Consider the following 15,043-nt stretch of genomic DNA (forward strand, 5'->3'; position numbering starts at 1 on the left):
AGAAATGTCCGAGCCAGTCAAACTGCGCGCTCACAACCAGGCCCACTGCAAGGATTGCAGCCTGGCCCCGCTCTGCCTGCCACTTTCTCTGAATCTGGAAGACATGGATGCGCTCGACGAAATCGTTAAACGCGGCCGCCCGCTGAAGAAGGGCGAATTCCTGTTCCGCCAGGGCGACACCTTTGATTCCGTTTATGCAGTCCGCTCCGGCGCCCTGAAGACCTTCAGCCTGAGCGATGCCGGCGAAGAACAGCTGACCGGCTTCCACCTGCCGAGTGAACTGGTTGGCCTGTCGGGCATGGACACCGAAAAACACCCGGTCTCGGCCCAGGCGCTGGAAACCACTTCGGTCTGCGAAATTCCCTTCGAACGCCTCGACGAACTCGCGCTGCAATTACCACAACTGCGCCGCCAGTTGATGCGGGTGATGAGCCGCGAGATTCGCGACGATCAGCAAATGATGCTGCTGCTGTCGAAGAAGACCGCCGACGAGCGCATCGCTACTTTTCTGGTCAACCTGTCGGCACGTTTCCGTGCTCGCGGCTTCTCGGCCAACCAGTTCCGCCTGAGCATGTCGCGCAATGAAATCGGCAATTACCTGGGCCTGGCGGTGGAAACCGTGTCGCGGGTGTTCACCCGTTTCCAGCAGAACGAGCTGATTGCCGCCGAGGGCAAGGAGATCCACATCCTCGACCCGATCCAGTTGTGCGCGCTGGCTGGCGGGTCGATCGAAGGCTGATCACGACCCGCGGTTGAGCGAATCGTTTCAGCCGCGGGTATACTGCGCCGTTTGCAGCCCTGCCAGGACACCCCGATGGTCTTCGACTCCTTCGACATCAAATCCCTGATCCGCCCCGTGATCGACTTTCCGAAACCGGGCGTGATCTTTCGCGACATCACCCCGCTGTTCCAGTCGCCGACGGCCCTGCGCCTGGTGATGGACAGCTTCGCCCACCGCTATGTCGAAGCCGACTTCACCCACATCGGCGCCATGGATGCCCGTGGTTTTCTGATCGGTTCGGTACTGGCCTATCAGTTGAACAAGCCACTGGTGCTATTCCGCAAGCAAGGTAAATTGCCGGCGGACGTGCTCGCCGAAGGTTATGCGACCGAATACGGCGAAGCGTTCCTGGAAGTGCACGCCGACAGCCTGTGCGAAGGCGATTCGGTGGTGATGTTCGATGACCTGATCGCTACCGGCGGCACGCTGATCGCAGCGGCCAACCTGATTCGCCGCATGGGCGCGCGGGTACATGAAGCGGCGGCGATCATTGACCTGCCAGAGCTGCAAGGTTCGCAGCGCTTGCAGGATATGGGCATCCCGACGTTCTGCCTGACGCAGTTTGCTTTGACTGATAAATAATCAAGATCTAAAGATTGATCGTTCCCACGCTCCGCGTGGGAATGCCTCTAGGGACGCTCTGGGTTCCAGCTTGCGATAGGGACGCGGAGCGTCCCGGGCTGCATTCCCACGCAGAGCGTGGGAACGATCATGCATCGGACGATCTTTTGCTTTTAGAGCCCCATCTGCTTGCTGATGATTTCATTCATCACTTCCCGCGTTCCGCCGCCAATCGACAGAATGCGGTTATCCCGATACAGCCGCTCCACCAGGCTTTCACGCATGTAACCGAGCCCGCCAAGAATCTGCACGGCTTCGGTGGTGATGCGGTCCGAGGTGTCGGTGGCGAAGTTCTTCGCCATGGAAATCTCCTTGATCACGCTGTGCCCCGCCGCCATTTTCGCCGCTTGCCGATAAGTGAACTCGCGCGACACTTCCAGCGCCGTGGCCATTTCGGCGAGGCGATGTTTGATCACCTGAAATTTGCCGATGGGTTTGCCGAACGCCTCACGCTCGCGCGCCCACTTGAGGCTCTCCTCCAGCGCCAATTGCGCAGTCATGTTGGCCATCAGCGCCAGCGCCAGCCGTTCGCTCTGGAAATTGCCCATGATGCAGGCGAAGCCCATGTTCTCTCCGCCAATGAGGTTTCCTACAGGCACGCGGCAATCGTCGAAGAACAACTCAGCGGTGTCCGACGCCCACCAGCCCATTTTCTTCAATTGCCGACCGACACTGAAACCCGGCGTGCCCTTCTCGATCAGCAACAGACTGATACCGCCGAACCCCGGCGCACCGGTACGCACCGCGACGGTGTAGAAATCCGCGCGCACACCGCTGGTGATGAAAGTTTTGCTGCCACTGACCCGGTAGAAGTCACCGTCACGCACGGCGCGGGTTTGCAAGTTGGCGACGTCGGAGCCGCCGCCGGGCTCGGTGACTGCCAGCGCGCTGATTTTCTCGCCGCTGAGCACCAGCGGTACCACCCGCTCGCGAACTTCAGGCCGCGCCCATTTGACGATCGGCGGCAGGCCGATATCCAGCGAACCCAGCCCCGCCACCAGGCCACCAGAGCCACAGCGCATCAGTTCTTCACTGGCGGCGACCTTGGCGAACAGATCGCCTTCATGGCTGCCGCCAAGCGCTTCGGGATAGCCGATACCGAGAATGCCCGCCGCACCGGCCTTGAGGTACAGCTCACGGGGAAAGCTTTCGGCTTCTTCCCACTGATCGATGTCCGGCAGGATCTCGCGTTCGACGAAACGTCTGACGCTGTCGCGGACCAATTGATGGCTGGGGTCGAAGTATTCCTGACAGGCAGGCATGGGCGAGCTCCACGGAAGGGTTCGCCGACGTTAACCGAGCGCTTGCTTGGTTATCAATGAAATTGTGCGAATCAGATGGACCGCGGCGCGCCATTCGCGAGCAGGCTCGCTCCCAAAGGGGATTTGTGAACGACACAAAACCAATGTGGGAGCGAGCTTGCTCGCGAAGGCGTCAGTTCAGACGCCGCAAATTCAGAGGGAAATCGGTTTACGCCCGGCAAACGAATGCGCCAGCGTGCCGCCGTCGACCAGCTCCAGCTCACCGCCCAGCGGCACGCCGTGGGCAATCCGCGAGGCGACCAGGCCTTTGTTGTTGAGCAACTGCGCGATGTAGTGCGCCGTCGCTTCGCCTTCCACTGTGGGGTTGGTGGCGAGGATGACTTCGGTAAAGGTCCCCGCCTCTTCTATCCGCGCCATCAGTTGCGGAATCCCGATCGCTTCCGGCCCCAGGCCATCCAGCGGCGACAAGTGCCCCTTGAGCACGAAATAGCGGCCACGGAAGCCGGTCTGCTCCACCGCATAAACGTCCATCGGCCCTTCGACTACGCAAAGCAGCGTGTCATCGCGGCGCGGGTCGGCGCATTGCGGGCACAGATCGTCTTCGGTCAGCGTACGGCATTGGCGGCAATGGCCGACGCCTTCCATGGCCTGGCTCAAGGCCTGGGCCAGACGGGTGCCACCGCTGCGATCACGTTCGAGCAACTGCAACGCCATGCGCTGAGCGGTTTTCTGACCCACGCCTGGCAAGGTGCGCAGAGCGTCGATCAGTTGGCGAATCAAGGGGCTGAAGCTCATGGGTAAACAGTCCGACTAAACAACGAGACGCGGTTTATACCCGCGCCTCTGGCCAGCGTCAAATCCTCAGTCCTGGGCGACCCGGACCACCAGTTTGCCGAAGTTGCGCCCTTCCAGCAGACCGATGAACGCCTCGGGCGCCTGCTCCAGGCCTTCGACCACGTCCTCGCGGAATTTCACCTTGCCGTCGCGTACCCACGGCACCATGTGGCTGATGAATTCCGGCTGACGATCACCGTAATCGTCGAAGACGATGAAACCCTGAATCCCCACACGCTTGGTCAACAGCGTGCGTTGCAGCATCGGCAGGCGATCCGGGCCGGTCGGCGCTTCGGCGGCGTTGTAGCCGGCGATCAGGCCGCACAACGGAATGCGCGCCTTGGGATTGAGCAACGGCAAGACTGCGTCGAAGACATGGCCGCCGACGTTCTCATAATAAATGTCGATGCCGTTGGGACAGGCCTTGGCCAATTGCTCGGCGAAGTCGTCGGCCTTGTGGTCGATGCAGGCATCAAAACCCAGCTCCTCAACGACGTATTTGCACTTCTCGGCACCACCGGCCACGCCGACCGCACGCAGACCTTTGATCTTCGCCACTTGCCCGACCACCGAGCCGACGGCGCCGGACGCCGCAGCCACCACCAGGGTTTCGCCTTCTTTCGGCTGGCCGATGTCCATCAGGCCCATGTACGCGGTCATGCCCGGCATGCCCAGGACGCCGAGGGCCATCGACGGGCTCGGCAGGCCGGCCGGGATCGGCATGATGTTGCGACCGTCGCTGATGCTGTGGCTCTGCCAACCGGTGGCGCCAACCACCAGATCACCAGTGTGGAATTTCGGATGATTGGACTGCTCGACCCGGCTGACCGCACCACCGGTCATGACTTCGCCGATTTGCACTGGCGCAGCGTAGGACGGTGCGTCGCTCATACGCCCGCGCATGTACGGGTCGAGCGACAGGTACAGGGTTTTCAGCAATACCTGGCCGTCCTGCAGATCCGGCAGCGCCTCGCGCTCGAGACGAAAGTTCTCCGGGGTCGGCGCGCCGGTCGGGCGCGAGGCGAGGACGAAGCGTTGATTGAGGGTGAGAGGGTCGGACATGTCAGCGTCTCCTGTGAATGGGGGAATTCGGTGTATAGGGAGCAGACCTTGGTAGCGGTGGTGTGTTCGATGTTTCTGCAGTTTTGACCGAGGCTCGCTCCCACTGATCATTCCCACGCTCTGCGTGGGAATGCAGCCCGGGACGCTCCGCGTCCCAATCGCAAGCTGGAACGCGGAGCGTCCCCAGAGGCATTCCCACGCAGAGCGCAGGAACGATCCGCGCCGCGCAGAAACAAAAATGCCAGGCACAATGCCTGGCATTTTGTGTAGCTCATCTGCCGCCCAAAGGCGAATCAGAATGGCAGTTTCATACCCGCTGGCAGGTTCATGCCGGCGGTCATGCTGCCCATTTTTTCCTGGCTGTTGGCTTCGATCTTGCGCACGGCGTCGTTGACGGCGGCAGCGACCACGGCTTCCAGCATCTCTTTGTCGTCTTCGCTCAGACCCTCGACCAGGCTTGGGTCGATGCTCACGCTCTTGACGTCGTGACGACCGGTCATCACCACGGTGACCATGTCGCCGCCGGCCTTGCCGGTGACTTCGGCGTTGGCCAGTTCTTCCTGCATCTTGGCCATTTTTTCCTGCATCTGCTGCGCCTGCTTCATCAGGCCGGCCATGCCACCTTTCATCATGGGAATCACCTCAAACGTACTTGGATAAAACAGCGCCCGGCCATCTTGGCCGAGCACCTTCAGTTATTTGCCTTGGGTGACCAAGGCGTCGACAGGTTCAATAGTATCGCTTCGCACCACCGCGCCGAACTGCTGAACCATCTGCTGGATGAACGGATCACCGTGGATCGATTCCTCCGCCTCACGCTGGCGATTGGCGCGGCGGCGCGAGGCGGCCTGGGCCGGGGTTTCCTGCTCGGGCTTGATCAGCTCGATGGTCAGGGTCAGCGTGCGCCCGTGGAACTGGTTCAACGCGTCGTTGAGACGACGCTGTTGCGTGGCGTTGAACAGGGCGCTGTGGGCCGGGTCAAGGTGCATCAGCCAGTGATCGCCATCGACCGCAATCAATGTGCAGTTGGCGGCGATGCTGCCGGTCATGCCGGAAATCGGCAGCTTCGGGAACAGCTCCAGCCATTGCAGGGCCAGACCGGTGGCCGGCGCGGCGGCAGGTTCCGGCTCGGGCTCAGGCTCGGGATCAGCGGCGTGTTCGCTGGCCAGTTCGTCGAGGTAGCTGTAGGCCGAATCCATGTCCGGCTCGATGTAGTCTTCATCCAGCGGCGGTTCGTCGTCCAGGTCCATGCCCGGCGTAGCGGCATCGACGTCGGCGACGGACGGCTCGGGAATTGGCGCAGCGGCCCACTCCGGCGCATCCGGCACCACGCTGTCCGGGGTCGGCAGCGGCATCGGCGGCAGCTCGGGCTGCTCGCCAGCGGTTTCCAATACCGGCTCGACGGCGGGTTGTTGAACGGGCGCAGGCTCGGCCTCGGCTTCCACCGGGTCGTTCCACGGCAGATCGACCACGGCTTCGACGGCGACTGGCTCAGGCTCCGGTTGTGCTTCGACAACCGGCGCCACAGGTTCTGGCTCGGCAACCGGCGCCGCTACTGGTGCGGGCGCAGGTGTGGGCGCAACAGCCGCAGCGACCACCGGCGCAGGCTTCGGCGCGGCAGCCACTGAGTTTGCGGAATCAACTGTGGCCTGGCTGATCCCCACTGGCTTTAGCGGTTGTCTCGGCGCGTCCGCCGTATCCGCCGGGCGGAACGCGAGCATTCGCAGCAAGACCATTTCGAAACCGCCGCGCGGGTCCGGCGCCAGCGGCAAATCGCGGCGCCCGATCAGGCCCATCTGGTAATAGAACTGCACATCTTCGGCCGGCAGTGCCTGGGCAAGGGCCAATACGCGACCACGGTCGCCGTGGCCATTGTCGACCCCTTCCGGCAACGCCTGAGCGATGGCCACGCGGTGCAGCACGTTAAGAATTTCCGAGAGCACGCCGTTCCAGTCCGGGCCTTGCTCGGCCAAGTGACGCACGGCTTCGAGCAGCGCCTTGGCATCGCCTTCGATCAGCGCATGCAGCACGTCATAGACCTGACCGTGATCCAGCGTGCCGAGCATCGCGCGCACGTCGGTAGCGAGCACTTTGCCTTCACCGAACGCGATGGCCTGATCGGTCAGGCTCATGGCGTCACGCATCGAGCCGTCAGCAGCGCGACCAAGCAGCCACAGTGCGTCGTCTTCGAACGGTACGTTTTCTGCGGTCAGCACGTGGGTCAAATGCTCGACCACACGCTCAGGCGTCATGTTCTTCAGCGAGAACTGCAGGCAACGCGAAAGAATCGTTGCCGGAAGTTTCTGCGGATCGGTGGTCGCCAGGATGAACTTGACGTAGGGCGGCGGCTCTTCGAGGGTTTTCAACAGCGCATTGAAGGAATGGCTGGAAAGCATGTGCACTTCGTCGATCAGGTAGACCTTGAAGCGCCCACGGCTTGGCGCGTACTGCACGTTATCGAGCAGTTCGCGGGTGTCTTCGACCTTGGTGCGGCTGGCGGCGTCGATCTCGATCAGGTCGACAAAACGCCCCTCATCGATCTCGCGGCACACCGAGCACTCGCCGCAGGGACTGGAGGTGATACCTGTCTCGCAGTTCAGGCACTTGGCAATGATCCGCGCGATGGTGGTCTTGCCGACCCCGCGCGTCCCGGTGAACAGGTAGGCGTGGTGCAGCCGTTGGCTGTCCAAGGCATTGATCAGAGCCTTGAGCACATGGGTCTGGCCGACCATTTCGCGGAACGAGCGTGGACGCCATTTACGTGCAAGAACCTGATAACTCATCGAAAACCGTCGCAGCGAAGGAAGCAGAAGCGGCTAATGCTAGCGGAGCAAGGGCAAAATTGCATCCGGTGTCCTCGTCTAATATGGCTAAGCTGCATCAGCAGAGGCTTTTATCAGCTCGGGATGGGGAATTACCGGAGCGTCTATGCGGTGGGCCGTGGTGGCATTGCTGGGTATCAGCCTCAACGCGATGGCAGCGCAAGCGCCGTTGCGCTTCGCCGTGCCGGACAGTTGGGCGATGCCGATGGTGCAACTGCAAGGTGGCAGACCGACCCAGGGCATCCTGCATGACGTCCTGCTCAGCCTGGCGACCCAGGTCGGCGCGCCAGCGCAATTCGTCGTCCTGCCGCGCGCGCGGGTTCAGAGCGCCATGGAGCACGGCGACATCGACGTGCGCTGCTATGCCGCACAGTCGTGGCTGCCGAATCAGTCCGGCGATTACATCTGGAGCGTGCCGTTGTGGTTTCAGCGCGACCTGCTGATCAGCCGCAAGGAACAACCGGCGCAGATCAATCCCGCCCGGCTGCCGCGCCAGGCCATCGGCACCGTTCTCGGCTACAGCTACCCTACCCTGCAACCGCTGTTCGACGCCGACCAGTTGCAACGCGAAGACGCGCGCAATCAGGAACAGGTACTGGAAAAGCTCCTCGCCGGGCGATACCGGTATGCGGTGAGCAATCAGTGGACGCTGGACTGGATCAATCAGCGCCTGCTGCCGGAGCAGCAGTTGCAAGGGGTCGCGGTGCTTCAGGAACAGAATATCGGCTGCTATGTGAGGAATGATCCGAACGTGCCGGTGCAGCGGATCCTGCGCACGTTGCTGCGGATGAAAATGTCCGGCGAGATCGACGACATTATCCGGTTGTACACCGGCGCCTCTTCAACCACACCCTAACCCCATGTGGGCCGGGTCAATAACCGTGCGATTCGCGGAATTTCGGCTCACGGCTGTGGTGATAATCGATCCACTCGACCACGTCGTAAGGCAGATAGAGCTGCTGCCGGGCACGGGACACGGCGATGTACACCGCGCAGATGCGCTGATCGAACTCGTAGGCATCCTTGAATTTCTCGTTACTGAGCAACGTCCGGGTCAACAGCACGCGCCTGAACTCCATGCCGCCAGCCCGCTCGGCCATCATCAACAGACAGGCCTTGCCCGGCTCGATGATCTTTTGGCTCAGTCGCGTCAGGTCGGCAATCATGAAGCCGTTCTGCAGTTGCGCTTCGATCCACAAAAACGCCTCGTCGAAACGGTTGGCCTCTCGCACCTGCTGCCAATCAGCCATGTCGCTGAAATACGGGTGCGGTCCTTTCTCGCTGGACCCGGCGTTGTAGAAATCGCGGCGGAACAGCTCGATGGCGGTGGTCATGAAATGCTTGATGTCGTCCTGCGCTTCCCGGTCGGGGAAACTGAAGGCGCAACTGGAGTCGTGCAGATGGATGGCCCACATCATCGTGTCCCACGGTGAAGCGGTCAGCACCACGCAACCTTCGGGCGGCACGAAGGCTTGCGGGTAGTACTCGATATCGACGTCGGCGTGACGAGCGCCTTCGAACGGCACTTTGCTCTTGTGCGTATGGCGCGAGATCAGCGGATTGACCAGGCGCTCGACATTGCGCCCCGAGCGCACCGAATAGCAGATATCGCTCTGACGAACTTCACGCTTGCGCTTGGGCGCCTCGCCCGTGGCCTGCTGATACTCATCGCCGAGGGTGATCAGCACCTGCTGCCCGCGCTCGATGATTTGCAGCAACGACGCCGGCACATCCTGGCTTTCGTCGATGATCACATGGGTGTAGCGCGGCGGGACGCGGCAACCGGCGAGACTGGCGCGTTTGATCATCAGCAACGTCGGAAAACCGCTCTGGCTGGCCCAGGCCGGATTGGCTTCCAGATACACCCACAGGCGACTGGAGTATTCCAGCAGCGCTTGCGAGTCTGCGCCGGTCAAGGGCTGCTGGAAGTGCGGCAGATGCCTGGCGGACAGCGTGTGGTCTCTGGAGGCGCAGTACAGCTTGAGCACGCGCAGACAAACCTCGAGGGTGCCCGGCCCGTCGTGGTGGCGAAAGCCGAAGATATTCAGTTCCTGCGCCAGCGCCTGCTTGCTCGGGAGACGCGCCGGCGTCCTGGCCATAGGCAACCGGGGACCGAGCAGCTGAGCCTGGGCGAAATCGAAAAAGGTCTGGCCAATTTCCGTGTCGTGGACCTGCACGATGTGCTTGCGCAGCGTCGCCAGTTTCGCCGGGGTGCGCGCCAGTACCAGGGTGCGTTTCGAGCGCAGGCACTCGATCAGCGCGCTGAGCATGTAGCTCTTGCCGATGCCCGCATAACCCTGCACGTGCAGGTCTTCGTCGAGGTTGGCACGGAAGGTTCGCAGCAGTTTGTCCTGCGCCGCACTTAACCAGTGTTCACGCTCGCGTGGCGTGACCATTTGCTGGCGAAACGGGTTGTTCTGTTGCTGGTGGCGGACTTTGTAGTCCACATCCCATTTCCCGCCGGGCAACAGGTATTCCTGCGCTGTGACTTCATCGGCCATGAGAAAGCGCAGGTTCAGACCTTTGAGCGCATTGAGGCCGAAATACAATTTGCGCGAATCGAACAGACGCCGCGCCTCTGCAAGCAGTCCCGCCGATCCGGTGCGCCGAGAGGTGACAGACCAGTCAATGAGTCTGGCGAGAATCTTCTCCGCTGCGCTGGCGCTCAAATCCTGTTCCGTGGCCTGGGCGAGGTTCTGGATGACCAGCACTGCCGCCAGTTCCGGGTCGCTCAGGCTGGCCAGTGTCGCGACACCCTCGGGCTGCAACAGCGCCGTACACGCATCATGGGTGATGGGCAGAAATACCGGGGTGGCCAAATCAAAATGTTCCGGGTGCATACAACCTCGCCGCCTGGGCTTTAATACAACACCAGATCAGTCCTGGTCATTCTCGTCGTGCATTTCATGGGACTGCGGCAAGTTTCCCTCACGGCTGGCCTCGGGGCCGATCCGCAGTTCGAAGGAGTAGCCGCCGAGCGTGCCGGACATGCCGCGTCGTTCAGTGCCGCTGGCCACCGCCGCTGCATCGATCTGCGCCTGCACTTCGTAGAGCGCCATTTCCAGCAGTTTGCGCAGGTGTTCAGGGTTTTGCGCGCTGGCGTGCAGTTGCAGGTCGTACTGGCCGGCCACCGATTCAGTGATGACGGGCTGGTCCTGCACCGCGAGCGGCTGCGCAGTTTCTTCAGCCGCGTTGAACACGGTCGAAGCCGCCAGAATCGCGGCGTGCTCCTCATCCATCAGGTCGAGCACTCGCGACAGTTCCAGCGTGCGCTCGGGCTGATCCTGCATCTGCGTTTTGACTTCCAGACGACGCAACTGCCATTCGCGCAGCTTTTCCCGGGTCAGATCGTCAATTTCACCCACTTGCCTTACCTCTCAATGCCAGGCGGGGGAGTATGCCACTGTTCGCTGTCGACAGCCGCACGGGCACCGGGACGCTGCGCTGCTGATCCGCACGTTTCCGATGGCGGGTCAACGCCCCTAGCCAAATCGCAGGCATAAAAAAACCGCAGTGGGCGAAACCCATGCAGTTCTCTTTGAATTCTCGGTAGGTTCGTTAAGGTGGTGCCCCCACCAGCCACACCCCGGCACACAATGTTCCCGCTGTGGCTGCTTCCTTCCGGATCTGACCAGGTTCACGGGTAATCGTTGCGGGGGGACCGATGGGGTCACCATAACGACGCTTGCCTGTCGGCGAGCCGCGCCATTGTACCTGTCTGAGATGAACTTACAACCGTTGGTTGCAGATAAAAAACCTGAACGGCTTCAAGGACATAAACATCACGGCCTGCGACACCTACAAGGCCAGCACCTCATCCGCCCTGCCGCCCGCCTGCTGGATCACCAGATGAATGAAGTGCAGCTTGGCGATCGCCGCCGCCGGCAGTACGAACGGGTAGAAATCCGGCTGGCCCATGCTGCGCGACAGTTCGTTGAGCATGCCGGCCAGTTCGATCCACGCATTGACGAACGACAGGAATGCCGTGCCGCCGGGGTGCTCCGGGTCGTACAGGGTGCTGGTGGGAAATGGCTGATAGTCGAAGTCCATTTCCCGCGCGCTCATGCCGAAGCCCAGCGCCGTGTCGACCGCATCCATCATGTGCAGGTAATGCGCCCAGGTTTCCGCCCAGTCTTCCCACGGGTGCATGGTCGCGTAGGCACTGACGTAGTGCTGCGGCCAGTCCAGCGGTGCGCCTTGCTGGTAATGCCGGTCCAGCGCCTCGGCGTAACTGGCGCGCTCGTCGCCGAACAGATTGCGGAACGCGTCCAGCCAAGGGCCGTTGGCGATGAGGCGATCCCAGTAGTAGTGGCCGACCTCATGGCGAAAATGCCCGAGCAGCGTGCGGTAAGGTTCGTGCATCGCTGCCCTGACCTGCTCACGGTGAGCGTCGTCGGCCTCTTTGATATCGAGGGTGATCAGACCATTGGCGTGGCCGGTCATTGGCGCGTTGCCTTCCAGGTCGACACCGATGAAGTCGAACGCCAGCCCGGTTTCTTCATCGGTGGTTTTCGGGATGACCGGCAGGCCGAGGGTGATCAGTTGCGCGACCAGTCGACGCTTGGCGATTTCGACCTTGCGCCAGCGTTCAGGATTTTCCGCGACGGACAGGTCGGGAATGGTGCGGTTGAGGCTGCAAGCGATGCACAAGGTGTCGTGATCGTTGGCCGGCAGCAGCCAGTTGCACGCGGCGGGCATGTCGAGGTTGGCGCAGCGGCGGAACAGTCCGGCGTCGGGATCGGCGTCGAGCGTCCAGGTGCCCTCTTGCGGCCCCGGCTGCAGCGAGGTCAGGCGACTTTCTTCAGGTTGATAGCCCAGCAAGGCGTTACAGGCCAGGCACTGACTGTTGCGAAAGAACAGCGACTGGCCGCAACGGCACGGCCAGACTTTGCTGTTGCGCGAGGATCCGGCCACGAACGGCGCGATGATGCGGGAACTGAGCTGCTCGAAAAAACGGTGCATGGCGATCTCTCCCTGGGACTGGCCAAGACTAGATCATCCTGAAGACAACATCGTTCCCACCCATAACCGCGCAGCCGGGTGATAGCACCATTGTGGTGAGGGGATTTATCCCCGCTCGACTGCGCAGCAGTCGCAAAAAACCGTACACGCGATACAGATGAAATGATTGGTCGCAGGGTTTTGGGGTCGCTGCGCAACCCAGCGGGGATAAATCCCCTCGCCACGGGTGTCGCCGAACGGGGATAAATCCCCTCGCCACAGCTGTCCATCCGGACAGGGGTAAATCCCCTCACCACAGGGGTTCATCCGCTCAGACAGCGACGCCGTGGGTTTTGAGGAAGGCGATAAACGCTTCTTCGTCCATGACCTTCACCCCCAGTTCATTGGCCTTGGTCAGTTTCGAGCCGGCACCCGGCCCTGCGACTACGCAATGGGTTTTCGCCGACACCGAACCGGCGACCTTGGCGCCCAGGCTTTCCAGATGATCCTTGGCCACATCCCGGCTCATCAGTTCGACCTTGCCGGTCAGCACCCAGGTTTCGCCGGACAGCGGCAGACCTTCGACGACTTTTTTCTCGCTCTGCCAATGCATGCCGAAATCGCGCAACTGCTGCTCGGCCCGCTCGGCCAGTTGCCGATGCTCAGGCGAGGCGAAGAACTCGCGCACCGAGTTGGCCTGCTTCTCCGGCAATGCCTGGCGCATGTCCAGCCAGTCAGCGTTCATCACCGCTTCCAGCGAACCGAAGCGATCGGCCAGTTTCTGCGCACCACCGGGGCCGACGAAGGGAATGTGCAGTTTGTCGAGCAAGCCGCCCAGGGTGGTACTGGCGGCGAATTCGGCGCCCAACTCGCCTTGATCCTGAATCTGCAAACCATGGCCGAGCAATTCGCTGATGACCTGCTGGTTGTGCGCGTCCTCAAAGAAACTGTGGATCTCGTGTGCCACTTCCAGGCCGACGTCCGGCAGGTAGGTCAGCACATGCGGCAAGGCCTGTTGCACGCGCTCCAGCGAACCCAGCGAACGCGCCAGCACCTTGGCCGTCTCTTCGCCGACATCGGGAATGCCGAGGGCGTAGATGAAACGTGCCAGGCTCGGTTGCTTGCTGTCTTCAATGGCTTTGAGAAGCTTGTTGCTCGATACCTCGGCAAAGCCTTCCAGATCGACGATGTCATCGAACTTCAGCGCATACAGATCGGCCGGCGAGCTGACCAGTCCTTCGTCGACCAGTTGCTCGACGCTCTTGTCGCCCAAGCCTTCGATGTCCATGGCCCGGCGCGAGACGAAGTGAATGATCGCCTGCTTCAATTGCGCGCCACAGGCCAGTCGGCCGACGCAGCGATATACCGCGCCTTCGCTGAAGGTTTCCTTGCCCTTGCTGCGCTTGACCAGTTGCGTGCGTTCAACGTGCGAGCCGCACACCGGGCAGCTTTCAGGAATGGCCACCGGGCGCGCGTCATCGGGGCGACGCTCGATGACTACCTGCACCACTTGCGGAATCACATCACCGGCGCGGCGGATGATCACCGTGTCGCCGATCATCAGGCCCAGTCGCGCGACTTCGTCCATGTTGTGCAATGTGGCGTTGGCCACGGTGACGCCGGCGACTTTCACCGGTTTCAGACGCGCCACCGGAGTCACCGCACCGGTGCGGCCGACCTGGAATTCCACGTCGAGCAGCTCGGTGAGTTCTTCCATCGCCGGGAATTTGTGTGCGATCGCCCAGCGCGGCTCGCGGGCACGGAAGCCCAGTTCACGTTGGTCGGCAATGCTGTTGACCTTGAACACCACGCCATCGATTTCATAGGCCAGCGAGTTACGGCGCTCGCCGATGTCGCGGTAGTACTCCAGGCACTCATCGATGCCCTTGGCCAGCTTCAGTTCGTGACTGATCGGCATGCCCCACTTCTGCAACTGCTTGAGGTTACCGATGTGGGTGTCGGCGATATCGTGAGACACCTGACCGATGCCATAGCAGCAGAATTCCAGCGGACGATTGGCGGTGATCTTCGAGTCGAGCTGGCGCAGGCTGCCTGCTGCCGCGTTGCGCGGGTTGGCGAAGGTCTTGCCGCCGATTTCCAGTTGCGAAGCATTGAGGCGCTCGAAACCCGCCTTGGACATGAACACTTCACCGCGCACTTCCAGCGTCGCCGGCCAGCCTTCGCCGTGCAGCTTCAGCGGAATATTGCGCACGGTGCGCACGTTGACGCTGATGTCCTCGCCGGTGGTGCCATCGCCACGGGTGGCGCCGCGCACCAGCAGACCGTCCTGATACAGCAGGCTGACCGCCAGGCCATCGAGCTTCGGCTCGCAGCTGTATTCCACCGCCGCGCCGCCACCAAACAGATCGCCGGCCGGCACGTCGAGGCCTTCGTTGACGCGGCGATCGAACTCGCGCATGTCGGATTCTTCGAAGGCGTTGCCGAGGCTGAGCATCGGGATTTCGTGACGCACCTGAGTGAACGCAGTCAACGCCATGCTACCGACGCGCTGGGTCGGCGAATCGCTGGTGATCAGTTCCGGGTTGGCCGCTTCCAGCGCCTTGAGCTCGTGGAACAAGCGGTCGTACTCGGCATCGGGAATGCTCGGCTCGTCGAGAACGTGATAGCGATAGTTGTGCTGATCCAGCTCAGCGCGCAGCTCTAGAATGCGGGTTTTGGCGGCGGTCATGGGTGTTCTCTCATAAAGCAAAAGAGCAGCC

The 15,043-nt window shown here is 61.8% G+C and carries 12 protein-coding genes and 1 other RNA gene; 3 read left to right on the forward strand and 10 right to left on the reverse strand.

All coding sequences use genetic code 11. The annotated features are described in order from the left end of the window. Positions 1-4 precede the first annotated feature (4 nt). Positions 5-739 carry a fumarate/nitrate reduction transcriptional regulator Fnr gene (gene fnr / locus ACYSTU_RS00100; RefSeq protein WP_016773865.1) on the forward strand — a complete coding sequence of 245 codons (735 nt, stop codon included), beginning with the start codon at positions 5-7 and terminating at the stop codon, positions 737-739. A gap of 75 nt (positions 740-814) precedes the next feature. After that, complete coding sequence (locus ACYSTU_RS00105) at positions 815-1,363, forward strand: adenine phosphoribosyltransferase (protein WP_024012326.1); 549 nt, start codon at positions 815-817, stop codon at positions 1,361-1,363. Positions 1,364-1,515: 152 nt separating this feature from the next. Here ACYSTU_RS00105 and ACYSTU_RS00110 read toward each other — a convergent pair whose 3' ends face one another. From ACYSTU_RS00110 to dnaX, 5 genes are all read right to left on the reverse strand, one after another. Next, complete coding sequence (locus ACYSTU_RS00110; protein ID WP_498994875.1) at positions 1,516-2,664, reverse strand: acyl-CoA dehydrogenase family protein; 1,149 nt, start codon at positions 2,662-2,664, stop codon at positions 1,516-1,518. Positions 2,665-2,856: 192 nt separating this feature from the next. Further along, positions 2,857-3,459, reverse strand: coding sequence for a recombination mediator RecR (gene recR, locus ACYSTU_RS00115; RefSeq protein WP_016773861.1), 603 nt, complete (start codon positions 3,457-3,459; stop codon positions 2,857-2,859). Between the two features lie 66 nt (positions 3,460-3,525). Then, positions 3,526-4,560 carry an NADPH-dependent curcumin/dihydrocurcumin reductase gene (gene curA, locus ACYSTU_RS00120; RefSeq protein ID WP_123443136.1) on the reverse strand — a complete coding sequence of 345 codons (1,035 nt, stop codon included), beginning with the start codon at positions 4,558-4,560 and terminating at the stop codon, positions 3,526-3,528. Between the two features lie 293 nt (positions 4,561-4,853). Then, positions 4,854-5,192 carry a YbaB/EbfC family nucleoid-associated protein gene (locus ACYSTU_RS00125; protein ID WP_003223337.1) on the reverse strand — a complete coding sequence of 113 codons (339 nt, stop codon included), beginning with the start codon at positions 5,190-5,192 and terminating at the stop codon, positions 4,854-4,856. A 63-nt stretch (positions 5,193-5,255) separates the two neighbouring features. After that, entirely contained in the window at positions 5,256-7,343 is a 2,088-nt protein-coding gene (gene dnaX, locus ACYSTU_RS00130; protein WP_498994882.1) for a DNA polymerase III subunit gamma/tau, read from the reverse strand. A 145-nt stretch (positions 7,344-7,488) separates the two neighbouring features. Here dnaX and ACYSTU_RS00135 point away from each other — a divergent pair, with 145 nt between their 5' ends. Beyond that, positions 7,489-8,238, forward strand: coding sequence for a substrate-binding periplasmic protein (locus ACYSTU_RS00135; RefSeq protein ID WP_071171600.1), 750 nt, complete (start codon positions 7,489-7,491; stop codon positions 8,236-8,238). A gap of 16 nt (positions 8,239-8,254) precedes the next feature. On the opposite strand, the gene ACYSTU_RS00140 is transcribed toward ACYSTU_RS00135, so the two are convergent. The 5 genes from ACYSTU_RS00140 to ligA form a co-directional block, all read right to left on the reverse strand. Then, on the reverse strand, positions 8,255-10,222 hold the full coding sequence (locus tag ACYSTU_RS00140; protein ID WP_498994885.1) for a hypothetical protein: 1,968 nt from the start codon (positions 10,220-10,222) through the stop codon (positions 8,255-8,257). Between the two features lie 36 nt (positions 10,223-10,258). Next, complete coding sequence (locus tag ACYSTU_RS00145) at positions 10,259-10,747, reverse strand: hypothetical protein (RefSeq protein ID WP_313869564.1); 489 nt, start codon at positions 10,745-10,747, stop codon at positions 10,259-10,261. 205 nt (positions 10,748-10,952) lie between these two features. Further along, positions 10,953-11,049: signal recognition particle sRNA small type (gene ffs / locus ACYSTU_RS00150), an RNA gene on the reverse strand. A gap of 131 nt (positions 11,050-11,180) precedes the next feature. Further along, positions 11,181-12,344 (reverse strand): zinc-binding metallopeptidase family protein, encoded by a 1,164-nt coding sequence (locus ACYSTU_RS00155; RefSeq protein ID WP_136493920.1) that lies wholly within the window; start codon positions 12,342-12,344, stop codon positions 11,181-11,183. A gap of 310 nt (positions 12,345-12,654) precedes the next feature. Continuing rightward, complete coding sequence (ligA, locus tag ACYSTU_RS00160; RefSeq protein WP_136493919.1) at positions 12,655-15,012, reverse strand: NAD-dependent DNA ligase LigA; 2,358 nt, start codon at positions 15,010-15,012, stop codon at positions 12,655-12,657. Positions 15,013-15,043 lie beyond the last annotated feature (31 nt).

It is taken from the genome of Pseudomonas glycinis (assembly GCF_054871425.1).